The sequence below is a fragment of the Breoghania sp. L-A4 genome (assembly GCF_003432385.1).
Lineage (GTDB): Bacteria > Pseudomonadota > Alphaproteobacteria > Rhizobiales > Stappiaceae > Breoghania.
Genome location: NZ_CP031841.1, coordinates 4,882,501 through 4,907,968, shown reverse-complemented (window position 1 = coordinate 4,907,968; position 25,468 = coordinate 4,882,501). Strand labels below are relative to the sequence as shown.

General features: G+C 63.8%; 22 protein-coding genes and 2 pseudogenes (1 of these 24 cut by a window edge). 15 read left to right on the top strand and 9 right to left on the bottom strand.

Features of this window, described 5'->3' with window-relative positions:
• Positions 1–80: 80 nt before the first annotated feature.
• The 4 genes and pseudogenes from cysN to galE form a co-directional block, all read right to left on the bottom strand.
• Entirely contained in the window at positions 81–2,012 is a 1,932-nt protein-coding gene (gene cysN / locus D1F64_RS22395; protein ID WP_117414226.1) for a sulfate adenylyltransferase subunit CysN, read from the bottom strand.
• A complete protein-coding gene (cysD, locus tag D1F64_RS22390; RefSeq protein ID WP_248304554.1) occupies positions 2,012–2,917 on the bottom strand; it encodes a sulfate adenylyltransferase subunit CysD in 906 nt (301 codons plus the stop codon). The genes cysN and cysD overlap by 1 nt, the downstream gene beginning before the upstream one ends.
• 177 nt (positions 2,918–3,094) lie before the next feature.
• Positions 3,095–3,863 (bottom strand): annotated as a pseudogene (gene cysQ, locus D1F64_RS24970) (3'(2'),5'-bisphosphate nucleotidase CysQ).
• 119 nt (positions 3,864–3,982) lie between these two features.
• Positions 3,983–4,972, bottom strand: coding sequence for a UDP-glucose 4-epimerase GalE (gene galE, locus D1F64_RS22375; protein ID WP_117414223.1), 990 nt, complete (start codon positions 4,970–4,972; stop codon positions 3,983–3,985).
• Between the two features lie 334 nt (positions 4,973–5,306).
• On the opposite strand from galE, the gene galU reads away from it, so the two are divergent.
• The 12 genes and pseudogenes from galU to D1F64_RS22315 all read left to right on the top strand — a co-directional run bounded on the left by galU (position 5,307) and on the right by D1F64_RS22315 (position 19,204).
• The gene (gene galU, locus D1F64_RS22370; RefSeq protein WP_117414222.1) at positions 5,307–6,185 is read left to right on the top strand and encodes a UTP--glucose-1-phosphate uridylyltransferase GalU; all 879 of its coding nucleotides are present in this window, start codon (positions 5,307–5,309) and stop codon (positions 6,183–6,185) included.
• Between the two features lie 318 nt (positions 6,186–6,503).
• Entirely contained in the window at positions 6,504–8,099 is a 1,596-nt protein-coding gene (locus D1F64_RS22365) for an ABC transporter substrate-binding protein (RefSeq protein ID WP_117414221.1), read from the top strand.
• A 123-nt stretch (positions 8,100–8,222) separates the two neighbouring features.
• Entirely contained in the window at positions 8,223–9,233 is a 1,011-nt protein-coding gene (locus D1F64_RS22360; RefSeq protein ID WP_117414220.1) for an ABC transporter permease subunit, read from the top strand.
• Positions 9,234–9,237: 4 nt separating this feature from the next.
• The gene (locus tag D1F64_RS22355; RefSeq protein WP_117414219.1) at positions 9,238–10,149 is read left to right on the top strand and encodes an ABC transporter permease subunit; all 912 of its coding nucleotides are present in this window, start codon (positions 9,238–9,240) and stop codon (positions 10,147–10,149) included.
• A gap of 2 nt (positions 10,150–10,151) precedes the next feature.
• Positions 10,152–11,135: an ABC transporter ATP-binding protein gene (locus D1F64_RS22350; RefSeq protein ID WP_117414218.1), complete on the top strand. Its 984-nt coding sequence runs from the start codon at positions 10,152–10,154 to the stop codon at positions 11,133–11,135.
• A 47-nt stretch (positions 11,136–11,182) separates the two neighbouring features.
• Entirely contained in the window at positions 11,183–12,151 is a 969-nt protein-coding gene (locus tag D1F64_RS22345) for a dipeptide ABC transporter ATP-binding protein (protein WP_305764475.1), read from the top strand.
• Positions 12,152–12,450: 299 nt separating this feature from the next.
• Positions 12,451–14,340 (top strand): feruloyl-CoA synthase, encoded by a 1,890-nt coding sequence (locus tag D1F64_RS22340; RefSeq protein WP_117414216.1) that lies wholly within the window; start codon positions 12,451–12,453, stop codon positions 14,338–14,340.
• 51 nt (positions 14,341–14,391) lie between these two features.
• On the top strand, positions 14,392–15,597 hold the full coding sequence (locus tag D1F64_RS22335; protein ID WP_117414215.1) for a thiolase family protein: 1,206 nt from the start codon (positions 14,392–14,394) through the stop codon (positions 15,595–15,597).
• Positions 15,598–15,646: 49 nt separating this feature from the next.
• Positions 15,647–16,066 (top strand): thioesterase family protein, encoded by a 420-nt coding sequence (locus D1F64_RS22330; protein WP_117414214.1) that lies wholly within the window; start codon positions 15,647–15,649, stop codon positions 16,064–16,066.
• A gap of 271 nt (positions 16,067–16,337) precedes the next feature.
• On the top strand, positions 16,338–17,411 hold the full coding sequence (locus D1F64_RS22325; RefSeq protein ID WP_248304553.1) for an aromatic ring-hydroxylating dioxygenase subunit alpha: 1,074 nt from the start codon (positions 16,338–16,340) through the stop codon (positions 17,409–17,411).
• Between the two features lie 5 nt (positions 17,412–17,416).
• Positions 17,417–18,168 (top strand): annotated as a pseudogene (locus D1F64_RS22320) (GntR family transcriptional regulator).
• A gap of 31 nt (positions 18,169–18,199) precedes the next feature.
• Positions 18,200–19,204 (top strand): PDR/VanB family oxidoreductase, encoded by a 1,005-nt coding sequence (locus D1F64_RS22315; RefSeq protein WP_117414212.1) that lies wholly within the window; start codon positions 18,200–18,202, stop codon positions 19,202–19,204.
• Positions 19,205–19,300: 96 nt separating this feature from the next.
• Here the strand turns inward: D1F64_RS22315 and D1F64_RS22310 are convergent, their stop codons facing one another.
• From D1F64_RS22310 to D1F64_RS22290, 5 genes are all read right to left on the bottom strand, one after another.
• Complete coding sequence (locus D1F64_RS22310) at positions 19,301–19,501, bottom strand: hypothetical protein (protein ID WP_117414211.1); 201 nt, start codon at positions 19,499–19,501, stop codon at positions 19,301–19,303.
• On the bottom strand, positions 19,495–20,097 hold the full coding sequence (locus tag D1F64_RS22305) for a hypothetical protein (protein ID WP_162901717.1): 603 nt from the start codon (positions 20,095–20,097) through the stop codon (positions 19,495–19,497). Before D1F64_RS22305 ends, D1F64_RS22310 begins: the two co-directional genes overlap by 7 nt.
• A gap of 115 nt (positions 20,098–20,212) precedes the next feature.
• A complete protein-coding gene (locus D1F64_RS22300) occupies positions 20,213–20,665 on the bottom strand; it encodes a DUF3237 domain-containing protein (RefSeq protein ID WP_117414209.1) in 453 nt (150 codons plus the stop codon).
• Positions 20,666–20,675: 10 nt separating this feature from the next.
• The gene (locus tag D1F64_RS22295; RefSeq protein WP_117414208.1) at positions 20,676–21,971 is read right to left on the bottom strand and encodes a TRAP transporter permease; all 1,296 of its coding nucleotides are present in this window, start codon (positions 21,969–21,971) and stop codon (positions 20,676–20,678) included.
• Positions 21,968–22,504, bottom strand: coding sequence for a TRAP transporter small permease (locus D1F64_RS22290; protein WP_117414207.1), 537 nt, complete (start codon positions 22,502–22,504; stop codon positions 21,968–21,970). The genes D1F64_RS22295 and D1F64_RS22290 overlap by 4 nt, the downstream gene beginning before the upstream one ends.
• A 709-nt stretch (positions 22,505–23,213) precedes the next feature.
• Here D1F64_RS22290 and D1F64_RS22285 point away from each other — a divergent pair.
• From D1F64_RS22285 to D1F64_RS22275, 3 genes are all read left to right on the top strand, one after another.
• Positions 23,214–23,939, top strand: coding sequence for a crotonase/enoyl-CoA hydratase family protein (locus D1F64_RS22285; protein WP_117414206.1), 726 nt, complete (start codon positions 23,214–23,216; stop codon positions 23,937–23,939).
• A gap of 131 nt (positions 23,940–24,070) precedes the next feature.
• Positions 24,071–24,340 carry a helix-turn-helix domain-containing protein gene (locus D1F64_RS22280; protein ID WP_162901716.1) on the top strand — a complete coding sequence of 90 codons (270 nt, stop codon included), beginning with the start codon at positions 24,071–24,073 and terminating at the stop codon, positions 24,338–24,340.
• Positions 24,341–24,785: 445 nt separating this feature from the next.
• Positions 24,786–25,468, top strand: partial view of a TRAP transporter substrate-binding protein gene (locus tag D1F64_RS22275; protein WP_117414204.1) — the 5' portion only. The gene runs 352 nt beyond the window's last position; only the first 683 of its 1,035 coding nucleotides appear in the window; the start codon lies at positions 24,786–24,788; its stop codon lies beyond the right edge, outside the window.

The window sequence follows — 25,468 nt, the reverse complement described above, 5'->3', positions numbered from 1 at the left end:
CTTCTATGCGCGCGCGCCTCCGCTCGCAAGGCAAAGGCGTGGAAGCCTCCGGCACAATGCCCGGGCCTCCACGCCTTTGCCTACGCGACGATTCCGCGTGCTTTCAGCTCCGCGATGATACGGTCAGCGACCACGTCGGGCGCGCCTTCGGTAGTGTCGACGCGGATTTCGGCATTCTCGGGCACCTCGTAGGGGCTGTCGATGCCGGTGAAATTCTTGATCTCGCCGGCCGCGGCTTTCTTGTAGAGCCCCTTGGGGTCGCGCTTCTTGCACTCTTCCAGCGGTGTGTCGACGAAGACCTCGAGAAACTCGCCGTCCTCCACCAGCTCGCGCGCCATGCGGCGTTCGGAGCGGAACGGTGAAATGAAGGACACCAGCACGATCAGCCCGGCGTCGACGAAGAGTTTCGCCGTCTCGCCCACCCGGCGGATGTTCTCCACCCGGTCGGCGTCGGTGAAGCCGAGATCCTTGTTCAGTCCGTGCCGCACGTTGTCGCCGTCAAGCAGGTAGGTGTGCTGGCCGAGCGCCAGAAGCTTGCGTTCCACGGCGTTGGCCAGTGTCGACTTGCCGGAGCCCGACAGGCCGGTGAACCAGAGAACCGCGGGCTTCTGGCCCTTGAGGGCGGCGCGCGCGGTCTTGTCGACGTCGAGCGCCTGCCAGTGAATGTTGGTGGCGCGCCGCAGCCCGAACCAGATCATTCCGGCGGCCACCGTTGCGTTGGTCCGCCGGTCGATAAGGATGAAGGAGCCGGTGTCGTGATTGGCCTCATAGGGATCGAAGGCGATGGGCTCCGACAGCGCCAGATTGCAGAAGGCGACCTCGTTGAGGTCGAGCTTCTTGGCGGCCAGGTGCTCGAAGGTGTTGATGTCGATCCGGTGCTTGAGGTCTGTCACCGTGGCGTTGACGGTTTTCGCGCCGCATTTGAGCAGGTAGGGCCGGCCAGGCAGAAGCGGCGCCTCGGTCATCCAGATCAGGTGGGCGGCGAACTGGTCGGAGACTTCCGGCCGGTTGGCGGCAGACGCGAGCAGATCGCCGCGCGAGATGTCGATCTCGTCCGCCAGCGTCAGCGTGACCGCGTCACCCGCGACCGCCTGGGCCAGATCGCCGTTCATGGTGACGATGCGGTCTACCTTGCTGGTGATGCCGGATGCGGCCACGACGACCTCGTCGCCGGGCTTGATGCTGCCCGAGGCCAGCGTGCCCGAGTAGCCGCGGAAATCCAGGTTCGGACGGTTGACCCATTGCACCGCCATGCGGAAAGGACGTTCGCGGGCGTCGTCGCCAATCTCGACGGTTTCCAGATGTTCGATCAGCGACGGGCCCTTGTACCACGGCGTCCTGTCGCTGATCGACGAGACGTTGTCGCCAAAGCGCGCGGACATGGGGATGGCGGTCAGCGTGTCGAACTCGAAGGACGCGGCGAAGCGCTCGTACTCGGCGCGGATCTCCTCGAACCGTTCCTCGCTGAAGTCGACGAGATCAATCTTGTTGATCGCCAGAACCACGTTGCGGATGCCCAGCAGCGAGGCGATGAAGGAATGCCGCCGGGTCTGCGTGGCGATGCCGCTGCGCGCGTCGACCAGCAGCACCGCCAGATCGGCGGTGGAGGCGCCGGTCGCCATGTTGCGGGTGTATTGTTCGTGGCCCGGGGTGTCGGCGACGATGAACTTGCGCCGCTCCGTGGTGAAGAAGCGATAGGCCACGTCGATGGTGATGCCCTGTTCGCGTTCCGCGTCCAGTCCGTCGACCAGCAGGGCGAAATCGATGTTCTCGCCGTCGGTGCCGTGGCGCAGGGAATCGCTCTTGAGCGTGCTGAGCTGGTCCTCGAAGATCAGTTTGGCGTCATAGAGCATCCGGCCGATGAGGGTTGATTTGCCGTCGTCGACGCTGCCGCAGGTGAGAAAGCGCAGCAGGCCCTTGTGTTCCTGGGTGGCGATGTAGTCGACAATCGCTTCACGGGCGGCGTCGCTGTCCGCAGCTGGTGCGGGTGTGGTGAGGTCGAGTTCGGCCATCAGAAATACCCCTCGCGCTTCTTTTTCTCCATGGAAGCGCTTTCGTCCTTGTCGATCAGCCGCCCGGAGCGTTCGGACGTTCTCGCGATCAGCATTTCGGAAACGATCTCCGGCAGCGTCGCGGCATCGGATTCAACCGCCGCGGTCAGCGGGTAACAGCCGAGGGTGCGGAAGCGCACCGTGCGCTGCTGCGGTGCCTCGCCGGGCAGCAGGGGCATCCGCTCGTCGTCGACCATGATCAGCTGGTCGTCGCGCTCCACGACGGGACGGGGCGCTGCGAAATACAGAGGCACGATGGGAATGTCCTCGGCCAGGATGTATTGCCAGATGTCGAGCTCGGTCCAGTTCGACAGCGGGAAGGCGCGGATCGATTCTCCCTTGCCGACGCGGGCGTTGTACAGGTGCCACAATTCGGGGCGCTGGTTCTTCGGATCCCAGCCGTGACTGGATGAGCGGAACGAGAACACGCGCTCCTTGGCGCGGGACTTTTCCTCGTCGCGCCGCGCGCCGCCGAAGGCCGCGTCGAAGCCGTATTTGTCGAGTGCCTCCTTGAGCGCGTCGGTCTTCATCGTGTGGGTGTAGAAGGACCCGTGGTCGAAGGGATTGATGTTGTCGCGGATTCCGTCGGTGTTGCTGTGCACGATCAAATCGACGCCGAGACGTTTCACGATGTCGTCGCGAAACTGGATCATTTCGCGGAACTTCCAGGTGGTGTCGATGTGCATGAGCGGGAACGGCGGCTTGGACGGATAGAACGCCTTCATTGCGAGATGCAGCATCACCGAGGAATCCTTGCCGATCGAATAGAGCATGACCGGGTTGGAGAATTCCGCCGCCACTTCGCGGATGATTTGAATGCTCTCGTTCTCGAGGCGTTTCAGATGCGAGGTTCGATCAAGGGACACGGGGAGCCTACTCAACGCCACGCGCCGGGCGGAGCATCTGCCGCGGGCGGGATGGTTCATGATTCACGCGGGCAACGCGCGATACCGTAAGGGTACCCGCCTGATGCTGCGACGCAACTGTTGAGGCACACTCTAGTCGCAGCGATGCGCTCGATCAAAGGCGGCACAGTCTGCCGTTCATCGGATCCGGGGAAGAATTTTCGGATCGCCTGCGGCAATGAAGTATGGATTTGCGAAGTCGCTGTCGTGGCTCTGATTGCGCTTGCCGTAGGCCAGCGGCGCGCCGTCGAGCGTTTCGACGCTGCCGCCGGCTGCACGCAGCACGGCGTCTCCCGCCGCAGTGTCCCATTCCATCGTCCGGCCCAGGCGCGGATAGAGATCGGCATCGCCCGCGGCAAGGCGGCAGAATTTCAAGGATGATCCAGCGGAGACCAGACGCTCGACCGGCAGGCCCGCGATCAGATCGCGGGTTTCATCGCTCATGTGCGAGCGGCTGGCGATGACGGTCAGTCCCGTCTTGGGCTGCGGGCGAACCTGCATTGCGGTGGCCGATGCGAGGATGTCATCCGGCGTGCAAGTCCGTGCGGGGGCCGTGCGGCGCGGAAGGCGCCCTTGCCTGTTTCACCCCAGAACACTTCACCCAGCGCGGGCGCATAGACGATGCCCTGCACCGGGACGCCCGCCTCGATCAGCGCGATGTTGACCGTGAACTCGCCATTGCGGCCGATGAACTCACGCGTGCCGTCGAGCGGATCGACCAGAATGAATGTGTGTCCGGTCTGCGGAATGCGCCCCGCGGCGACTTCTTCCTCCGCCACGACCGGCACCCCGGGGCACAGCCCGCAAGGCCCGCGAGTATGATCGTCTCCGCCGCCGTGTCGGCCTCTGTGACCGGCGATCCGTCGCCTTTGGTTTCAACCTCGATGCCGCGCTCGTAGATGTCCATGATCGCGGCGCCAGCGCGCAAGGCGATGTCAATGAGGGCGTTGGCTTCAAGGCGGATTGTCACGATGATGTCCTGTGAATCGGTCTGGAGAGGAATGACGGGTGCGGGAAATCGGATGGCTATAGCCGGTTCCGGCGCGCCAGGCCATCTTCCCAGGCGAGGGCATGGCCGACGATGGTGTCGAGGTCGTCGTACCGCGGCTGCCAGCCCAGGGTTGCGCGGATCTTATCGGCGCGGGCGACGACTTTCGGGGAATCCCCGGGACGGCGCGGCTCCTCAAGAACCTTGAAGTCCTTATTGGAGGCCCGGCGCACGGCGTCGATCACCTGGCGCACCGAAAACCCCTCGCCGTAGCCGCAGTTCATGACGCGGCTCTCGCCCGTGGCGCGCAAATCCTTCAACGCCAGGGCATGCGCCTCGACGAGATCGGAGACATGAATGTAGTCGCGCACGCCGGTGCCGTCGGGTGTGTCGTAGTCGGTGCCGAAGATCGACAGGTGGTCGCGTTTGCCCAGCGCCGCCTCGCAGGCCACCTTGATCAGATGCGTGGCATTGGCGGTCGACTGACCGGTGCGGCCCTTTGGATCTGCGCCCGCGACGTTGAAATAGCGCAGCGCCGTGTAGTGGAAATCATGCGCCTTCGCCGTGTCGGCCAGCATGATTTCGGTCATCAGCTTGGAGGACCCGTAAGGCGACAGGGGACACAGGGCCGCATCCTCGGGAACCGGCACCGTCACCGGATCGCCGTAGACCGCGGCGGTCGAGGAGAAGATGAAATTGCGGACCTTGTTGCGCACGCAGGCTTCAAGGAGCGTGCGGGAGTTGGCCGTGTTGTTGCGGTAGTATTTGAGCGGATCGGAGACCGATTCCGGCACGATGATCGAGCCGGCGAAATGGATCACCGCGTCAATCTCGCCGCTTCCCAGAACCTGATCGAGCAGTGTCTCGTCAGCGATGTCGCCGTGAACGAGCCGGGCGGCATCCGCGATCGCCCAGTCAAATCCGGTCGACAGATTGTCCAGCACCGTGACGCTCTCGCCGGCGTCGACAAGGTTCCACACCATATGCGAACCGATATAGCCGGCGCCGCCGGTCACCAGAATACTCATGCGTCGTTCCGTCATCCAATTGGCGCCCGCCGGCAACCGTCCGAGGCCTTCCGCGCCGGAGCAGCCGGCTGTCGCGTGGAACCATCCGGGGTGCAAACCGTTGACAAATGCGGTGGGTCTCGCAGTCTCCGTGTGCGCGGCGACTATGTCCGCTCCAGGCCGCAAGGGCAATCGTGCAGTCTTCCGCCGCCGGACATTTGTGCAATGCACATCGGTTGCAACGCGGCGTCAACCGGGGTTGGTTTGATGTGTTATAGCGTTTAGCTTCGGGCTGGCGCGTCGCCGTATTATTGTTCCCCCGCCGATCCCGGCGTCACTTCCAAGGTAAGCCCTTATGCCCGCTCCCATCCGCAAAGCCGTGTTTCCGGTTGCCGGTCTCGGCACCCGGTTTCTTCCCGCCACCAAGGCGGTGCCGAAGGAGATGCTCACCGTGGTTGACCGGCCGCTGATCCAGTATGTGGTCGACGAGGCGCGGGCGGCGGGCATCGAGCATCTGATCTTCGTCACCGGGCGCAACAAGCATGTCATCGACGATCATTTCGACATCGCCTACGAACTGGAGGCAACCTTGCGCGCGCGCGGCAAGCACGGCGCGCTCAAGCTGCTGGAGGAACTGCGGCCGACCGCCGGCACCGTCAGCTTCACCCGCCAGCAGGAGCCGCTGGGGCTGGGGCACGCGGTGTGGTGCGCGCGCGAGCTGGTGGGGGCCGAGCCCTTTGCGGTGCTGCTGCCCGACGTGTTGGTGAAGGCCGAGCGCGGCTGCCTGGCGCAGATGATCGAGGCCTATAACGAGCGCGGCGGCAACGTGATCGCGGTGGAAGAGGTCCCGAAGGACCAGACGCATAATTACGGCGTGGTCGACGTGGCCGAGGGCGACGGGCCTTTTTTCGACGTGCGCGACATGGTGGAGAAGCCGGCGCCCGGCACGGCGCCGTCAAATCTCATCATTACCGGGCGCTACATCCTGCAGCCGGAGGTCTTCGGCCTGCTGGAGGCGCAGGAGACCGGCGCGGGCGGCGAGATCCAGCTCACCGACGCGCTGCTGAGCCTGATGAAGAGCCAGAGCATGACCGGCGTGCAATTCGACGGCAAGACCTACGACTGCGGCTCGAAATCCGGCTTTCTCGCCGCCAATGTCGCCTATGCGCTCGACCGCCCGGACCTCGCCGACGAGCTGAAACCCGTTCTGCGGGAACTGCTCGACGCGCGCTGAGCTGCCGCAGCGGCATCGCGGCGCTTTGGGTTTGTGCACCGGATGGTGTGGCGGGCGATCACATTTCTGCGATCAGGTGGCATCGCCATGCCCGCATTCCTGTCGGAACCGCCGCGCGGGGGGCAGGACGGCGCAATTTTTTTCATTCAATAGAGTATTTTTCATTCAGTCGGGGATGGTCATGGATCAATTGGTAAAAACCCTTGAGTTCCTCGACCAAAAGAGGTGCAATCGAGCCTCCTGACGCACCGTGCGCATGCCGATCCAAAAAAATCATGAGGGAGGTCGGCACCGGTTCGATCAGCAGAGGAGAAAATAATGTCTATAGGCACCCTAATTCGTGCTGGCGCGGTCGTGTCCGCAGTGACGCTGTTCGCGGCGCCGGCTCTTGCTAAGACCTTCGTGTATTGCTCCGAAGGTAGCCCTGAAGGCTTTGACGCCGCACTCTACACGTCCGGGACCACGTTCGACGCGTCTTCGCGCGCGGTCTACAACCGTCTTGTCGAGTTCGAGCACGGCGGCACCAAGGTTGGTCCGGGCCTGGCCGAAAGCTGGGACGTATCCGACGACGGGCTGGAATACACATTCCACCTGCGTCCGGGCGTGAAATTCCAGTCGACCGATTTCTTTACGCCGACCCGCGATCTCAACGCTGACGATGTGGTGTTCAGCTTCACCCGCCAGATGGACAAGGAAAGCCCCTGGTATTCCTATGCCGGCGGTTCGTGGGAATATTTCAACGGCATGTCCATGCCGGACCTGATCAAGGAGATCGTCAAGGTCGACGACAGCACGGTCAAGTTTGTGTTGAGCCGGCCGGAAGCGCCGATGGTTGCCAATCTCGCGATGGATTTCGCCTCCATCGTGTCGAAGGAATACGCCGACAAGCTGGAAGCCGACGGCAAGCTCGAAATGCTGAACCAGCAGCCGATCGGAACCGGTCCGTACCAGTTCGTCGCCTACCAGAAAGACGCCGTGATTCGCTACAAGGCGCACCCGGATTACTGGGCCGGCAAGCAGCCGATCGATGATCTGGTCTTCGCGATCACCACCGACAACTCGGTGCGCTACCAGAAGCTGAAGGCGGGCGAATGCCACGCGATGCCGTATCCGAATCCGGCCGACGTCGAGACGATGCGGGCAGATGACAGCATCAACCTTGGCGAAAAGGCCGGTCTGAACGTCGGCTATCTCGCCTACAACACGCAGGTTGCGCCGTTTGACAATCCGAAGGTCCGCAAGGCCCTCAACATGGCGATCAACAAGCAGGCGATCCTCGACGCGGTGTTCCAGGGCTCGGGCCAGGCGGCCAAGAACCCGATTCCGCCGACCATGTGGTCGTACAACGACGCGGTCCAGGACGACCCGTTCGATCTCGACGCGGCCAAGAAGATGCTCGACGAGGCCGGCGTCACCGACCTGTCGATGAAGATCTGGGCGATGCCGGTGCAGCGTCCGTACAACCCGAATGCGCGCCGCATGGCCGAACTGATCCAGTCCGACTTCGCCAAGATCGGCGTCACGGTCGAGATCGTGTCTTATGAATGGGGCGAATACCTGAAGCGCTCCAAGGAATTGGACCGCGATGGCGCGGTGCTGCTCGGCTGGACCGGCGACAATGGCGATCCGGACAACTTCCTGGCCGTTCTGCTGGGGTGTGACGCCGTTGGCGGCGCGAACCGCGCGCAGTGGTGCGACAAGGAGTTCGACGACCTGATCCAGAAGGCGAAGGTCACCTCGGACCGCGACGAGCGCACCAAGCTCTACGAGCAAGCGCAGGTGGTGTTCAAGGAGAAGGCCCCGTGGGCGACGATCGCTCACTCGACGGTGTTCATGCCGCTGGCGAAGAATGTGACCGGCTTCCACATGGACCCGCTCGGTTATCACCGCTTCGACGACGTCGACCTGAAATAGGTCCCGCCATGTCCTGATAACAGCGATCCCGGCCGTGCGAGCGGCCGGGATTTGCCGTTTCGGATCTCGTGATCCGACAGCCTCCCTCTTGACCGTCCGGCGGACGAGGGCCTTGGAACGCACATGCTGCGATTGATACTCACTAAGATCGGCCTGCTCATCCCGACCTTCATCGGCGTGACGATCATCGCCTTTCTGTTCATCCGCCTGTTGCCAGGCGATCCGATCCTGCTGCTCGCGGGCGAGCGCGGCGTGACGCCGGACCGCTATGCCGAGCTGATGCATCTGTTCGGATACGACCAGCCCTTGTGGCGGCAGTATATCGACTTTCTCGGCGGCGTCCTGCAGGGCGATCTGGGCACCTCGCTTTCCACAAAGAGGCCTGTGGTCAACGAGTTTTTCACCCTGTTTCCCGCGACGATGGAACTGTCGATCTGCGCCATCATTTTCGCGATCGCGATCGGATTGCCGTCCGGGGTGATCGCGGCGCTCTATCGCGGCAAGACGCCCGATCATGCTGTGATGACCACGGCGCTGGTTGGTTATTCCATGCCGATCTTCTGGTGGGGCCTTCTGCTGATCATCCTCTTTTCCGGAATCCTTGGCTGGACTCCAGTCTCCGGGCGTATCTCGCTTCTCTACTATTTCCCGACAGAGACCGGATTCATGCTGATCGACAGCTTCATGTCGGGCCAGGCCGGCGCCTTCCAGTCGGCGCTGAGTCATCTGGTTTTGCCCACCATCGTGCTGGGAACGATTCCTCTGGCGGTGATCGCGCGTCAGACGCGCTCCGCGATGCTGGAAGTGCTCGATGAGGACTATGTGCGCACCGCGCGGGCCAAGGGGCTGAGCCCGTTCCGGGTCGTCGGCGTACACGCCCTGCGCAACGCGATGATCCCGGTGATCACGGTGATCGGACTGCAGATCGGCGTGCTCTTCGCCGGCGCGATTCTCACCGAAACGATCTTTTCCTGGCCGGGAATCGGCAAGTGGATGGTGGATTCGATTTCCCGGCGCGACTACCCGTCCGTGCAGGGAGGCCTCATGCTGATTGCCGTCATCGTGATGCTCGTCAATCTGCTGGTCGATCTGACGTATGGCCTGATCAACCCCAAAATCCGGCACACGAGGTAGCCCCATGAGCGAAGCAACCGCGCCGGCCCCCGCAGTGGAACGGGCCAGTGGCCGAATGGCGCTGATTTCCGAATTCTGGATGTATTTCCGCACCAACCGCGGCGCCGTCATCGGCCTTGTGTTCTTCGTGGCCATCATCGTGGTGGCGGTGTTTGCCGATTTCATCGCCCCGCACGGCGCGACCACGCAGTATCGCGATGCGCTGCTGGTGCCGCCGGTGTGGGAGGCGGGCGGCGACGCGCGGTTCCTGCTGGGCACCGATCCGGTGGGCCGCGATATCGTCTCGCGGCTGATCTATGGCAGCCGCTACTCGCTGTTCATCGGCTGCGTTGTCGTGACTCTCGCCCTCGTGGTCGGCATCTGCCTCGGTCTGATCGCCGGCGCGATGCGGGGCTGGGTCGACACCATCATCATGCGGGTGATGGATGTGATCCTGTCGTTTCCAAGCCTCTTGCTGGCGCTGGTGCTGGTGGCGCTGCTCGGTCCCTCGCTGGTCAACGCGATGATCGCGATCGCCATCGTGCAGCAGCCGCATTACGTGCGGCTGACCCGAGCCGCGGTGATGAGCGAGATGTCCAAGGACTATGTCACGGCGGCGCGCGTCTCCGGCGTCAAGGGCATGCGGCTGATGTTCGTCACTGTGCTGCCCAACTGCATGGCGCCGCTGATCGTGCAGGCGGCGCTGTCGTTCTCCACTGCCATTCTCGACGCGGCCGCGCTGGGATTTCTTGGCGTCGGCGCGCAGCCGCCGACGCCCGAATGGGGCACCATGCTGGCGGAGGCGCGCGAGTTCATCCTGCGCGCCTGGTGGGTGGTCACCTTCCCCGGCGTCGCCATCCTGTTCACTGTGCTGGCCATCAACCTGTTCGGCGACGGCCTGCGCGACGCGCTCGACCCGAAATTGAAGAGGTCGTGACCATGTCCCTCCTCGAAGTCTCGAACCTGTCGGTTGAATTCCAGACGTTGAACGGCGGCTTTCGGGCCGTGGACGGTGTGTCGCTCTCCGTTGCGCCGGGTGAGGTCGTCTCCATTGTCGGGGAAAGCGGATCGGGCAAGTCCGTATCGATGCTGGCCGTGATGGGGCTGCTGCCCTGGACGGCCGATGTGAGTGCCGATCATCTCACGTTCCAGGGCCGCGACCTGCTCGGCATGTCCGGGCGCGAGCGGCGGAAGATCATCGGCAAGGAGATCGCGATGATCTTCCAGGAGCCGATGTCGAGCCTGAACCCGTGTTTTACGGTCGGCTTCCAGTTGACCGAGGCGATGAAGGTGCATCTGGATCTGACCCGCGCGCAGCGGCGCGAACGCGCCGTGGATCTGCTGAACCTGGTCGGCATCCCGGAACCGCACAAGCGGCTCTCGGCCTTTCCGCACCAGATGTCGGGCGGCATGAATCAGCGGGTGATGATCGCCATGGCGATCGCCTGCAATCCGAAGCTGCTGATCGCCGACGAGCCGACGACCGCGCTTGACGTGACCATTCAGGCGCAGATTCTGGATCTTCTCTTGAAGATCCAGGAGGAAACCGACATGGGGCTGGTGCTGATCACCCATGATATGGGCGTGGTGGCGGAAACAGCCCATCGGGTGGTGGTGCAATACGCCGGTCAGCAGGTGGAACAGCAGCCGGTGGAGGGCCTGTTTGCCGATCCGTGTCATCCTTACACGGCGGCTCTTCTGGCGGCGCTGCCCGAGCGCTCGACCGGCGATCATCTGCCGTCGATCCCCGGCGTCGTGCCGGGGCAGTTCGACCGGCCACCTGGCTGTCTGTTTGAGCCGCGGTGCGCTTTCGCGACCGATCTTTGCCGCGCGCGCAAGCCCGTGCCGGCGTCGGCTGCCGATGGCCGCGCCCTGTGTCACACGCCCTTGCATGACGGCATCCCGAAAGGAGCAGCCGCATGACAGGCGCACCGGTAACCACAGCGCAGGACCGCGCAACCCCCAATATCCTGGATGAGACGGTGCTGGTCGCCCGCGATCTCAAGCGTCATTATGAGGTTCCGACCGGCGCCTTCTCCAAGCCGAAGATCCTGAAGGCGGTCGACGGCGCCAGTTTCACATTGCAGCGCGGCCGGACGCTGGCCGTGGTGGGCGAATCGGGGTGCGGCAAGTCGACGCTCGCGCGGCTTGTGACGATGATCGAACCGGCGACGGCGGGTGAACTGGACATCGGCGGCATCGACGTGGTCAACGCGTCCAAGGCCCAACTCGCCTCCTTGCGCTCGCGGGTGCAGATCGTGTTCCAGAACCCGTTCGGTTCGCTCAATCCGCGCCAGCGCATCGGCGACGCGCTCGAGGAGCCGCTGAAGGTCAACACAACGCTCAACCGCAGCCAGCGCGAGGACAAGGCGCGGGCGATGATGAAGGAAGTCGGCTTGCGGCCGGAATTCTACGACCGCTATCCGCACATGTTCTCCGGCGGTCAGCGCCAGCGAATCGCTGTGGCGCGCGCCCTGATGCTGGATCCCGAGATCCTGGTGCTGGACGAGCCGACGTCGGCGCTGGATGTATCGATTCAGGCGCAGGTTCTCAACCTGCTGACCGACATCCAGAAGAAGCACAATCTGGCCTATCTGTTCATCAGCCACGACCTCTCGGTGGTCAAGCATATCGCCGACGAGGTGATGGTGATGTATCTCGGTCATCCGGTGGAGCAGGGCTCGCGCGATGCGCTGTTCGCGGAGCCGCGCCACCCGTACACGCAGGCGCTTCTTTCCGCCACGCCGATGGCAGATCCAGGGCGCAAGCACGAAAGAATCGTGCTTTCGGGCGAGCTGCCGTCCCCGATGGCGCCTCCGCCCGGATGCACGTTCCATCCGCGCTGCCCCAGGGCCGCCGACATCTGCCGCGTCGAGCTGCCGCCGCTGGATCAATCCGGCGGCACGGCCAGCTGGTGCCATCGTCCCTGGGAATCGTGAGCCGATTTCCAGCTCCTCGCGCCGCTCCGGCGCGAGGCGATCGGTGTCCCGGATATGGCCTCCGCAAGCGATGGGTTGTCGCCCCGCATATTCGTATTGAATATAACTGTTTTGTACAATAACAATAGCGCTGTCGACGCCGTGTTCGACGGGCGCTATCGGTATGGAAACGCCGCACCAGCCAGCCTCGGGAGAAGGGGGCTGCGCGCGATCCATGCACCGTGACGGGCGTCTTGCAAAAGCGAGCGCGCCGGGGCAGGGCGGAAGACGCGGCGAATTCAGGGAGGACGGACGTGTCGATGCAGTCTCGAGTTGCCGGGCAGCGCGCCGGCGGTTATCGGCGCGAGGACTATCGCGATGTCGCCCTCGCGACATTGGCGGTGACCGTGGAGGAAACGCGGGAGGGCGTGATCTATGTGCATCCCGTCGCCCCGCTGGGCCGCTACCCCGACAAACTCACGGACCGTCTGGACCACTGGGCCATTGAGGCGCCGGATCGCACGTTCATCGCGCGCCGGGGACCCGACGGGGAATGGATCCGCGTCAGCTATGCACAGACACGGGCGACGGTGCGCCGCCTGGCGCAGGCGCTGATCGACCGGAAGCTCTCGCCCGAACGGCCTCTGGTGATACTGTCAGGCAACGATATCGAACACGCGATGCTGGGTCTGGCGGCGTCGTATGCGGGGGTTCCCTACGCGCCGATCTCGCCGGCCTATTCGACGATTTCGAGTGATTTCGCCAAGCTGCGTCACATCGTCAATCTGCTAACGCCGGGCATGGTGTTCGCCGCCGACGGCGATCGCTTCGGCAAGGCGATCGAGGCGGTGATCCCGCCTGAGACCGAGATTGTCGTCACGGCCAACCAGTTCGCCAACCGCGCCTGCACGCTCTACAGCGAACTCGCCGGCATCGAGGAAACAGAGGCGGTGGATGCGGCGCACGCCGCCGTCGGGCCGGACACCATCGCAAAGCTGCTGTTCACCTCCGGATCCACGGGTCTGCCCAAGGGCGTCATCAACACCCAGCGGATGCTGTGCTCCAATCAGGTGATGCTGAACGGCGTGCTGGAATTCCTCAAGCACGAGCCGCCGGTGATCGTCGACTGGCTGCCGTGGAACCACACCTTTGGCGGCAATCACAATGTCGGGCTGATCCTGTTCAACGGCGGCACGCTGTACATCGATGACGGCAAGCCGGTGCCGGGCGGCATCAAGGAGACGATCCGCAACCTGCGTGAGATTTCGCCGACGGTCTATTTCAACGTGCCGAAGGGCTGGGAAACGCTGGTCGACTACCTCCGCGCCGAGCCGGACTTGCGCAAGACATTCTTCGCCAACTTGAAGCTGAACTTCTTCGCGGGCGCCGGTCTCGCCAAGCCGGTTTGGGACGCGCTGGACGACATCGCGGTTCAGGAAACCGGCAAGAAGATCGTCATGCTCACGGGTCTGGGCGCCACCGAGAGCGCGCCGTTCGCGCTTAGCTGCGGTCCCGACACCACGGCGTCCGGCCACGTCGGCGTGCCGGTGCCGGGGCAGGAGCTGAAGCTGGTGCCGATGGAAGGCAAGCTGGAAGCGCGGCTCAAGGGTCCGAACATCACACCGGGTTACTGGCGCGATCCCGAGAACACGAAGAAATCCTATGATGAGGAAGGCTTCTACAAGCTCGGCGACGCGCTGGCCTTCATCGACCGCCAGCAGCCCAACCTGGGCTTTCGGTTCGACGGGCGGGTGACCGAAGATTTCAAGCTGGCGACCGGCACATGGGTCAGTGTCGGACCGTTGCGGGCCAATTTCATCAACCATTTCGCGCCCTATGCGCGCGATGTGGTAGTCGCCGGGATCAATCGCGACGACATTACGGGGATCGTGATCCCAGATGTGGACGTCTGCCGCAGACTGGCGCCGGACCTGCCGAAGGACGCGGAGGCCTCGGCCGTGCTCAACCACGACAAGGTGCGGGCTGAATTCGCCTTTCTGCTCACCGCGATGAGCCGCGAGTCGACCGGATCGTCGACCCGGTTCGCGCGGCTGATCATTCTTGAAGACCAGCCGTCCATCGATGTTGGCGAGATCACCGACAAGGGCTCGATCAATCAGCGCGCGGTGCTGGCCCACCGCGCCGAGATGGTCGAGGAACTGTATCAAACGCCCCGCTCACCCCGGGTCATCGAAATTGCGAAAGGATAACGCCATGACCGCACATCAGGGGGGCTTTGCTCGACCTTCGACGATGCATGGCTGCTCGACGGCGCCCGCACGCCCTTTGTCGACTACAACAAGGAACTGGGGCTGATCTCGCCGATCGATCTGGGTATCAAGGCGGCCAAGGCAACGTTTGCGCGCTCCGGCGTTGATCCGAAAGACGTAGGCACCGTGGTGTGCGGCAACATGGCCCAGGCGAGCTATGACGCCTACATGCTGCCGCGTCATATCGGGCTGTATTCCGGCGTGCCGGTGGAGGTGCCCGCGCATCTGGTGCAGCGGGTCTGCGGCACCGGCATCGAGGCGATCATGCAGGCGGCCGATGCGACCTCGCTCAATCGCGCTGAACTGGCGCTGGTGGTGGGCGCGGAATCGATGAGCCGTAATCCAATCGCCGCCTACACCCATCGCGGCGGCTTCCGCATGGGCCAGGTCGAGTTCAAGGATTTCCTCTGGGAAGCGCTGCTCGATCCGGCCGCAAGCTGCACCATGGGCGACACGGCGGAGAATCTTGCCAAGCGCTACCAGATCACCCGCGAGGAAGTCGACGCCTTTGCATCGCGCTCCTTCGACCGCGCAATCGCGGCGCGTGATGCTGGCTATTTCGATGGCGAGATCGAGCCCGTCGTCTCGGAAGTGTTTGCGCTGGAGGGCTACAACGACCGCGGCATCCGGCTGTCGCGCAGCGTCGAGTCGGTGAGCCGTGACAGCCATGTGCGGCCGTCGCCGGTGGAAGCGCTGGCGAAGATCCGTCCCGCCTTCGGCGGCGTGCAGACCGGCGGCAACTCCTCAGCCGTGGTCGATGGCGCAGCCGGGGCGCTGGTCTGTTCCAGGGCCTATGCCGACAAACATGGCAAGGCGCCACTGGCGCGTATCGTGGCTGGCGTGTCGGTCGGCGTGCCGCCGGAGATCATGGGCATCGGTCCGGCTCCGGCAATCGCGCGGCTGTGCGAACTCACGGGCGTCGCCATCGGCGACATCGGCCGGATCGAGATCAACGAGGCGTTCGGCGCGCAGATTCTCGCCTGCATCCGCGAACTCGGATTGAACGAGGGCAAGGTCAACGTCAACGGCGGGGCGATCGCTATCGGTCACCCGCTGGGCGCCACCGGCGTGCGGCTGTCGCTCACCGTCGCGCGCGAGTTGCAGCGCTCGGGCCTGCGCTACGGCATCGCGTCTGCCTGCATCGGCGGCGGTCAGGGCATCGCCATGCTGGTGGAGAACGTGGCGGCGGTGGACTGACGCCCCGCATACCGGTAGACAAAGCCGCGTTGCGCGGAGGGGGAAAATCATGCTCGTCAGTTCCAGAAACATCCAGATCGAATGGGGAGATTGCGATCCCGCCGGAATCGTCTGGTATCCGCGCTATTTCGGCATGTTCGATGCCTGCACCGCCGGGCTGTTCTTCAAGGCCACCGGCCTCAAGAAGATCGCGCTGATCGACAAGTATGATTTCGTCGGCTTTCCCATGGTGGACACCCAGGCGAAATTCATGATCCCATCGAAGTTCGGCGACGAGATCCGCATCGACACGACGATCACTGACCTGCGCCGCTCGTCCTTCGATATCCTGCACACCGTGATGAAGGGCGACCAGATCGCCATCGAGGCGACCGAGACCCGCGTCTGGGTCGGCAAGCACCCGGACGATCCCGACCGGATCAAGTCCAAGCCGATTCCTGACGACGTCGTGGCCGCGCTCAAGGGCTGAGACGGCCCGCCTGTGTGACGCGGGTTCCTCGGAGTCCGCGCCCGCGGTCTTGCTCCTGAAACATGCTTTTGGCAACAGCCCCTTCGAGGGGTTTCCGGCGCGTCCAGGCCTGCGCGCCGGGCTTTCGTATGCAGGCGCGCATGATGTATACATTAGTCATTCATTATCGGCGATATTAGGCAATTATCGGCAGAAATATCCACTTGAGTCCGATTAATGTATGCAGTATGTATACAATTACGTCTTGGCAAGCCGAATGGGAGGAGCTGTCGTGTCGGACACAAATGCGCCGGAGCAAAAACGCTTTCCGTTGAACGCGTGGTACGCGGTCGCCTGGGACTTTGAAATCAAGCGCGAACTGTTTCCGCGCACAATCTGCAACAAGCGCATGGTGTTCTATCGCCAGTCCGACGGCACGGTCTCCGCTCTGGAAGACGCCTGCTGGCACCGGCTTCTGCCGCTGTCCAAGGGCCGCATCGAGGGGGATCAGGTGGTCTGCGGCTATCATGGCCTCAAGTTCAACGGTCACGGGCGCTGCACCTTCATGCCGTCGCAGGAAACCATCAACCCGTCGGCCTGCGTGCGCACCTATCCGATTTTCGAGGCGCACCGCTTCATCTGGGTCTGGCCGGGCGATCCGGCGCTGGCCGATCCCGCGCTGGTGCCCGATTTGCACTGGAATCTCGATCCCGAGTGGGTCGGCGACGGCAAGACGATCCAAGTCGGGTGCGACTATCGCCTGGTCATCGACAACCTGATGGATCTCACCCACGAGACCTATGTGCACGGTTCTTCGATCGGCAACGAGGCCGTGGCCGAATCGCCCTTCGACGTCACCCACGGCGAGCGCACCGCCACCGTCACCCGCTGGATGGTCGGCATCGAGCCGCCGCCGTTCTGGGGCGGGCAACTGGGCAAGCCCGGCGACGTGGATCGCTGGCAGATCATCCGCTTCGAGGCCCCGTGCACCATCGCCATCGACGTCGGCGTGGCGCCGACCGGCACCGGAGCGCCGGAAGGCGATCGCAGCCAGGGCGTCAACGGCTTCGTGCTCAACACGATCACGCCGGAAACCGACACCTCCTGCCACTATCACTGGGCGTTTGTGCGCAACTACAAGCGCGACCAGCAGATGCTGACCACCCAGCTGCGCGAAGGCGTCGCGTCGATTTTCCGCGAGGACGAGGAGATTCTCGAGGCGCAGCAGCAGGCGATGAACGAGCATCCGGGACGTGAGTTCTACAATCTCAATATTGATGCCGGCTCGATGTGGGCGCGGCGGCTGATCGACAAGATGATCGCAGAGGAAGACGGCAAGCCGGCCGCACTGCAGGCGGCGGAGTAGCGGCCATGTCCGACAAGAGCGGCAAGGCGACGTCGCAGACCGTCAAGGCGTTGCTGGCCCTGCGCGACCTGATCCTGACCGGTGAGCTGAAGCGCGGCGAGCGTATCGCCGAGTTGGCGGTCGTCGACCGGCTCGGCGTGTCGCGCACGCCGCTGCGCATGGCGCTGGTGCGGCTCGAGGAGGAGGGCCTGCTGGAGGCGCTCCCTTCCGGCGGTTTCATCGTCAAGGCGTTCACGGAGCGCGACATCTTCGACGCCATCGAGGCGCGCGGCACCCTGGAAGGGCTCGCGGCGCGATTCGCGGCCGAGCGGGGTGTGTCGTCGAGCGGGTTGAGCGAGCTGCACCGCTGCCTTGCGGATCTCGACGAGCTGATCGGGCGGGGTCGCTCACCGAGGATGATTTCTCCGACTATGTCGACCTCAATGAGCAGTTCCACAACCTGATCATGCAGATGGCCGACAGTCCGGTTCTGGCCCGCCAGATCGAGCGCGCCAGTACCCTGCCGTTCGCCGGGCCGAGCGGTTTCGTGATGGCCCAGGCGGCCCTGCCCGAGGCGCTGAAAATCCTGACGATCGCCCAGGACCAGCACCGCTGCGTCGTCGAGGCCATCGAGAATCGCGAAGGTGGGCGGGCGGAAAGCCTGATGCGTGAGCATGCCCGGCTCGCCAAGCGCAATCTGATCCTGGCGCTGCGCGACCAGGGGTCGTTCGAACTCGTTCCCGGCGCTGTGCTGATCCGTCGCCGCAACGTCGCCTGATACACTTTTCACCGCAAATGGGAGGCGGTTCATGAGGTTTCATCTGGTCTGGGAAGACGCCGTGATCCGGTCGATCCGCACCGTGACGCCGACGGTGCGCGAATTCATTATCGCGCCTTCAAGCGGCGCGGCAAAACGCTTTGCCCCGGGCAGCCATCTCAACGTCACCGTGTTGATCAACGATCAGCCGGACACGCGATCCTATTCGCTGGTGGGCGAGCCGATGGGCGACGCCTATCGCATCGCCGTCAAGCGGCAGCCGGAAAGCCGTGGTGGCTCCGATTACATGTGGTCTCTGACCGAGGGCGCGCGGATCACGGTTTCGGATCCACACAATCTGTTCGAGTTGGATCTTGGCCGGCCGCAGTATCTGTTGCTGGCCGGCGGCATCGGCATCACGCCGATCTACGGCATGGCCCTGGCGCTGCAGCGCCGCAACGCGGACTTCCGTCTCGTCTATGCGGCCCGCACGGCGGACGAACTGGCTTTTGCGGACGATCTTCGCGACGCACTCGGCGACCGGCTGGAGCTGCGCACCGACGACGGCACACGGCTCGATCTGGCAGCGGAAATCGGTCGACTCGCGCCGGATGGCGATCTCTATCTGTGCGGACCCATGGGACTGCTGGACGCTGTGCGCCGCGCCTGGGCGGACGCCGGACGCCACCCCGCCAATCTGCGCTATGAGACCTTCGGCTCCTCGGGCCACGCGGCGCCGGAAGCCTTCACGGTCAAAATCCCCAATCTGGGCGTAGAGGTCGTGGTTCCCGAGAACCAGTCGATGCTCGATGCCCTGGAGAGCGCAGGCGTCGCGGTGGTGTCGGACTGTCGTCGCGGCGAATGCGGCATCTGCAAGGTGCGGGTGCTGGCGAGCGACGGAGAGATCGACCACCGCGACGTGTTTTTCTCGGAAGAAGAAAAGGACGCGGGCGAGGCCATGTGCCCCTGCGTGTCCCGGGTCACCGGCGGCAGCGTCACCGTCGATACCTGGTATCGGGCGGATGCGATTTCCAAGTCTTTGGAAGCGGCGGAATAACGCCGCTCCCACCGATCAACAGGCAGTTTGGCCGAATGGCCCGATTCGGCCCCAGCTCCCAAAGGGCCGCGGCCTTTGCCGTCGTCGAAAGGCCGGCTATTCGGCTTCGGCGCGATCGACTGCGAATTTGTAGAAACTGGTGATGACACTGGTGAATATGATGAAATCGATCATGTTCAGGGTGGTCTTCAAGGCAATCAATGCAGGTGATAGCAGTTGGCTGACGCCGCTTTCCGATGTCCGCTCGATGATCGATTGCAGCGTGATGTCCAGGATGGCAAAAGGCAGGGCTACCACGGCGACCGCGACAAACAGGGGCCAAACAATCCTTTGCTCAGCCGCATTGCTTCATCCAGCGAAATCGGCCGATCGACTGAAACTGCCGGGAGAATCAGCGCGAGGCTTGATACCGCCGCGATTGCCAGAGCGGCGACTACAGCCAGGGCCCCATCGGTGACGGCGTCCGGCGCATTTTCCAGCAACGCTTCCGGCAGGAACGTCTTCAGAATGGAATAGAGGTTTCCGATCAGAAGCACCGCGCCCAGATAGATCAATCCGATTTTCAAGCCGTTGAGGGCGTAGAGGATCTCTCTGGCACCGAGACGCGGTAGATATGTGAGGGGCTGCTCGTCGAACAGGGCGAGGCGGCTCCATGCCACGCCGATGGACGCGTGGGCGGCACCCATGAGGGCCGTGCCGCCGAGTACAAGTGCGAGGGCGACGGCAGGACTTTCACCAAGGACGCTGGAGTAATTGTCGAGCGTCAGCCCGACTGACTGGTCGGCAATGCGAAGCAGGACCGTCAGGAGGATCCAGATGCCGGAAATGCGTAAAACGTTCCCGGATTGCTCCATGCAAAGCCAAACCGCGCGGCCAAGCAGCATCTTGAACATGCAAAATTCCTTCAAAAACAGATGATTATCCGAAAAATCTCTGAATTCCCGGTTGCGGGTCGCGGTAATATGGTGCGCTGACATGCGTCTCGGAACCGTGCGAAGGACCTTTGGCTCACAGCACCTCGTACAGCGTCAGAACCACCGCGGCAGCTTCGCGCGCGCCGGTGCCGACAACGATCGTGCGGTTGAGCCAGTCGTAGCGCGGATCTCCGGTCTCGAACCGCGGCGTGGTGCGCATGTAATAAAGTGAGGGGTCGACGTCCTCGCCGCGCGCCAGCCGTGCGATCACCTCGGCCGGGCCGTGCCGGTAGCCGAAGTTGCGGATGTCGAGGATCGCGCCGTCGTGCGTCTCGATCATGTAGCGCGTATCGAGTTCCGCCGAACCGTCCGCGAACACCGTCTGCCAGTCCGCGCCGCCATTCAGGATTGTGCCCGACACGCGTTCACCGGTGACCGTGCCGCCGATGATCGGGATGATGCGCCTGCGGCCCGGCGGCGCATCACCCAGTTCCAGCGGCGGTCCGAGATCGATGCGCGCGTCGCACAAATGTTTCAGTTCCAGCATGGCCGTCTCCTCATTGCATCGTATGCGGCAGGAACAGAACGATCGCCGGGAAGGCGATGAGCAGCGCCAGGCGCAGCAGATCGACCAGCACGAACGGCATGACGCCCCTGAAGATGCCGAAAAGATTGGTGTCCGGCGCGATCGAGTTGATGACGAAGACATTCATGCCGACCGGCGGTGTGATCAGACCGAGTTCCACCGTCATGACGATGATGACGCCGAACCAGATCGGATCGAAGCCGAGCTGGGTGATGACCGGAAAGACGATGGGCACCAGCAGGATGATCATCGCCATGGCGTCGAGAATGCACCCCAGCACCACGAAGAACAGCAGGATCAGCAGCAGCGTTCCATAATTGCCGAGATCCATCGCGATCAGAATGCTGGTGATTTTCTGCGGCGTCTGGGTGATGGCCAGGAAATACCCAAACAGCAGCGCGCCGATCAGCACGGTGAAGATGGCGACGGTGGTGCGCAGCGCCTCGATCAGGCAGTGCAGGATCGAGGAGGCGTTGAGCCGGCCGCGCATCACGCCGATCAGCGCGGTGAGAAAAGCCCCGGCCGCGGCCGCTTCCGTCGGCGTGACGATGCCGGCGTAGATGCCGCCGATGATGGCAACGAAGAGCAGCAGTACGGCCCAGATTCCCTGAATGGACCGAAACCGGTCGCCCAGCGACACGGGCTCTCCGGCGGGGAGTTCGCGGCCGTAGGCGATCCGTACCGTCGCCATATACATGATGACGGCGAGTATCCCCGGCACGATGCCCGCGATGAACAGCTGACCCACGTCCTGCTCGGTGATGAAGGCGTAGACCGCCAGCACCACCGATGGCGGAATGAGAATACCGAGCGTGCCGCCGGCGGCGATGACGCCGGTCGCCACGTCGTCGCGGTAGCCGAAGCGGCGCATTTCCGGCAGAGCGATCTTGCTCATGGTGGCGGCGGTGGCGACCGACGACCCGCAGATGGCCGCGAAGCCGCCGCAGGCGCCGATGGTCGCAAGCGCCAGTCCGCCCTTGTAGCGTCCGAGCCAGGCCTGGCCGGCGCGGAACAACTCGCGCGACATGCCGGAGTTGGTGGCCAGCACGCCCATCAGGATGAACATCGGGATGAGGCTGAGGTTGTAGTCGGTGACCGTGCGCAGCGGCGAAATCGCGAGCAGGTTGAGCGCCGGTCCCCAGCCGGCGATCGCGGCAAATCCACCGATGCCGACCAATCCCATGGCGACACCGACGGGGACGCGGATGACGATCATAGCGAAGAGGGCGAGGAACCCGGCGAGCGCGACGAGATCAGGAGTGCTCATGAGTTCGGGCCTTCTTCGATGTCGGCTTCCACCGTTTCGTAGTGTTCAAGCTTGCTGCGCTCGTCGAGCAGCAGCAGTGCGATGCGCGAGAAGATGGTGAAGACGGAGGCGAGAACGCCCAGCCAGATCACGGCCAGAAACGGCCAAACGGGAATGCGCAGGTCGAAGGTCGCCTCGCCGCTGGAATAGGCGCTCGAAACGCGCGTCAGCAGCATCCAGGTCAGCGCGAGGGTGAAGCCGAGCAGGACGGTCCAGGCAAGGATGTCGAGCCAGCGGCGCACCCGGTCGGGCAGCCATTCCGCAATCAGATCGACCTTGATGTGCGAGCCGCGATAACCGACGGAGGCAAAGCCCCACAGAACGGCGACGCCCATCATCAGCCGCGAGATGTCGAAGGAATCGGGCAGCGGCGTCGCGAACAGGTAGCGGCCGATCGCGGAGACGAAGACAAGAATCGTGATGGCGGCCAGGAACACGCCGGCGATCTTCTCGATCGTCAGCGACAGCCGCTCCAGTCTCGTGGCAAAGGTCATGGGCAGGGGCTCGCGGGCAGGGTCTGTGACGATGGCTATGCGGTGGCGCGGGAGGCAGGGGCATTCACCCTGGCTCGCGCGGCGCGGAACCGCGGCATTCTCGGGCGTTTCCGCGTCAAGATCTAGTCGCGCAAGGCGTCGCACATCGTCAGCGCCGCGTTGAGCGCTGCGTGTTTGGCCTCCACGGCGCGGCTGCCTGATGCGGACACGATGCGGGCTCCGGGGCGACCGGCGCCGCCGTTTTCACGATATTCATTGATTCCCTCCCACGGCGCTTGAGGGCGCCTTATGACTTTGTTGCCGGCTTGCGTTTCCGGATCGGCTTTAGAGCCGACCCGCCCGGCATGATCTTTCCTCCGGCCGCCACTCCTCCCGGCGGCCGCAAAAAGATTTCATTTGCAACTGTATCGCCAGCCTTTGCTGAGTGACAATACTCGCCATGGTCGGCGTCCCGCACATTCGCCAAGGCTATGTTTATGCTATAAACTGTTTTGTCGATTTACAATCTCTGGAATTCGCTGTTCAATGCGCGCGCCGCTGCCTGGTACGGTCCGCGCTGGTCGCGCCGGTAGACGCAGGCACCCGCTGGTGGCGGGCACACGGCAGGCTTCAGCAGAATGGATGACTAGGGAATGACGATGGCGAATGCAGGTTCGACTTCACCGGGTGCGGGTTCGACGACGTTTCTTGATATCCGTGTCGAGGGCGCATCGCGCATCTGACCCTGCAACGGCCTGAAAAACGCAACGCGCTGAACGACGGTTTGATTGCGGAACTCGGTGCGTTTTTCACAAATCCGCCCAAAGGGGTCGCGGTTGCCATTTTGTCGGGCGCCGGCGGACATTTTTCCGCCGGACTCGATCTGAGCGAACACGTGGCGCGTGAGGCGCCCGAGGTGATGCGTCATTCGCGCAACTGGCATGCGGTGATGGATTCGATCCAGTTCGGCGGCTTGCCGGTTGTGGCCGCGCTTGAGGGCGCGGTGATGGGCGGCGGGCTGGAACTCGCGGCCGCCTGCCACGTGAGGATCGCCGAACCCTCGACCGTGTTCCAGCTGCCCGAGGGTCGCCGCGGCATCTTTGTGGGCGGCGGGGCTTCGGTGCGCATCGGCCGCATCCTCGGCCCGGACAGGATGGTCGAGATGATGCTGACGGGCCGCAAGTATGATGCCGAGGAAGGCCGCGCGCTGGGTCTCGCGCATTACGCGGTGACGGCGGGCGAAGGCCAGGGCGAAGCGCAGCGTCTGGCGGAGCGGATCGCGGGCAATGCGCCGCTGTCCAATTACATCGTCATTCAGGCGCTGTCGCGCATCGACGACATGGCGCGGTCCGACGGGCTGTTCACCGAAAGCCTCTGCGCGGCGTTGACCCAGACCAGCGCGGACGCTCAGGAAGGCCTGAAGGCGTTTCTGGAAAAACGCGACGCCCGCTTCTAGCGATCTGTGCGTCGTCGGCACGCCGCCGATTGACGCGGTGCGCCGCATTCGCGAACGTGGTCGGTGCGGGTCGATCGACGCCTCGCTGGGCGCAACGGGCAGGGCAAAGTGGAATGGACACGGGCGATACAATGAACAAGCAGCAAGGCGCCGGCGAGGCCGATCTGGACTCGGGCGTGCTGAGCGGTTTCATCGGATATGCCCTGAAGCGCGCCTATCTCAATTTTCAATCCGATTTCATCGACAGTGTTTCGCATCTCGGGCTCCGTCCGGGACAGTTCGCGGCGCTGTCGATCATCATCGACAATCCCGACATCAGTCAGAGCCGTCTCGCGCGCGCCCTTGCGATCGAGCGGTCCGGGGTGGTGCTGATTGTCGACGAGCTTGAGGGCGGGATCTGATTGCGCGCAACAAGGTGCCCGGCGACCGGCGCAGTTACGCCCTGCGTGCCACACCGGCGGGCGAGGCTCTGCGCGCGGAAGCGGTCGTGGCGATCAACGCTCACGAGGATCGGCTGCTCGCCAGCTTTACGGACGCCGAGCGGGAGGATTTGTCCCGCCTTCTTTCCCGCCTTCTGTAAGCGGTTTTGGACGCGCATGCTGTCAAAACCGCGGTCCTGGCGGCCAGTTTGTAGGATTTAAAATTGTAATGCCATTTAACTGTTGTGAATCCGCGCCTGTGGATGTTTGACTATGTGGCATGCCGTTGGGCGCTTGCCCGCGGGCGTGCGGCGACGGGCCGTAGTGGCGCGTCGCGGATGCGGTCGGATGGCCGCGAGGATTTCATGTCGGGCGGTGAGGAGGATCCGGAGGGATCCGGTCCGGCACATACCGGGAGGACTGTTGAATGTTGAAGCATGCATTGCGTGTGGGCGCTCTTGCGGCGTCGGTCGTGGTCATGGCGGCGGGCGCGAATGCGCAGGACGTCACCCTCAAGCTGCATCAGATGTTGCCGCCGCAGGCGTCGATCCCGGCCGGGTTCCTGACGCCCTGGGGCGAGAAGGTGGAAAAGGACTCCGGCGGCCGGATCAAGGTCGAGCACTATCCCTCGATGCAGCTGGGCGGCAAGCCGCCGGCGCTCTACGATCAGGCCAAGGACGGGGTCGTCGACATCATCTGGACGCTGACCGGCTATACGCCCGGCCGCTTCCCCAAGACCGAAGCCTTCGAGATGCCCTTCATGGCGGCCAGCGCCGAGGCCACGTCTGCCGCAGCCTGGGACTACTATGAAAAGCACCTGCGCGACGAGTTCGCCGATACCCACGTGCTCGCGGTGCATGTGCACGGACCGGGCCTGCTGCACATGAAGGGCGATCCGGTGACCAAGCTGGAGGATCTCAAGGGCAAGAAGCTGCGCGGCCCGACCCGCATGGTCAACGCCCTGCTGCAGGAACTCGGCGCGGTGCCTGTCGGCATGCCGGTCCCGGCTGTTCCCGAGGCGCTGTCCAAGGGCGTCATCGACGGCACCGTGATCCCCTGGGAGGTGACGCGGCCCTTGCGCATCGCCGAGCTTGTCGACAGCCACACCGA

Bases quoted from the DNA above. Each gene is read 5' to 3' on its own strand.
- cysN (WP_117414226.1), bottom strand. From the start codon at position 2,012: ATGGCCGAACTCGACCTCACCACACCCGCACCAGCTGCGGACAGCGAC.
- galE (WP_117414223.1), bottom strand. From the start codon at position 4,972: ATGAGTATTCTGGTGACCGGCGGCGCCGGCTATATCGGTTCGCATATG.
- galU (WP_117414222.1), top strand. From the start codon at position 5,307: ATGCCCGCTCCCATCCGCAAAGCCGTGTTTCCGGTTGCCGGTCTCGGC.
- D1F64_RS22365 (WP_117414221.1), top strand. From the start codon at position 6,504: ATGTCTATAGGCACCCTAATTCGTGCTGGCGCGGTCGTGTCCGCAGTG.
- D1F64_RS22360 (WP_117414220.1), top strand. From the start codon at position 8,223: ATGCTGCGATTGATACTCACTAAGATCGGCCTGCTCATCCCGACCTTC.
- D1F64_RS22355 (WP_117414219.1), top strand. From the start codon at position 9,238: ATGAGCGAAGCAACCGCGCCGGCCCCCGCAGTGGAACGGGCCAGTGGC.
- D1F64_RS22350 (WP_117414218.1), top strand. From the start codon at position 10,152: ATGTCCCTCCTCGAAGTCTCGAACCTGTCGGTTGAATTCCAGACGTTG.
- D1F64_RS22340 (WP_117414216.1), top strand. From the start codon at position 12,451: ATGCAGTCTCGAGTTGCCGGGCAGCGCGCCGGCGGTTATCGGCGCGAG.
- D1F64_RS22330 (WP_117414214.1), top strand. From the start codon at position 15,647: ATGCTCGTCAGTTCCAGAAACATCCAGATCGAATGGGGAGATTGCGAT.
- D1F64_RS22315 (WP_117414212.1), top strand. From the start codon at position 18,200: ATGAGGTTTCATCTGGTCTGGGAAGACGCCGTGATCCGGTCGATCCGC.
- D1F64_RS22305 (WP_162901717.1), bottom strand. From the start codon at position 20,097: ATGTTCAAGATGCTGCTTGGCCGCGCGGTTTGGCTTTGCATGGAGCAA.
- D1F64_RS22300 (WP_117414209.1), bottom strand. From the start codon at position 20,665: ATGCTGGAACTGAAACATTTGTGCGACGCGCGCATCGATCTCGGACCG.
- D1F64_RS22295 (WP_117414208.1), bottom strand. From the start codon at position 21,971: ATGAGCACTCCTGATCTCGTCGCGCTCGCCGGGTTCCTCGCCCTCTTC.
- D1F64_RS22290 (WP_117414207.1), bottom strand. From the start codon at position 22,504: ATGACCTTTGCCACGAGACTGGAGCGGCTGTCGCTGACGATCGAGAAG.
- D1F64_RS22280 (WP_162901716.1), top strand. From the start codon at position 24,071: ATGAACAAGCAGCAAGGCGCCGGCGAGGCCGATCTGGACTCGGGCGTG.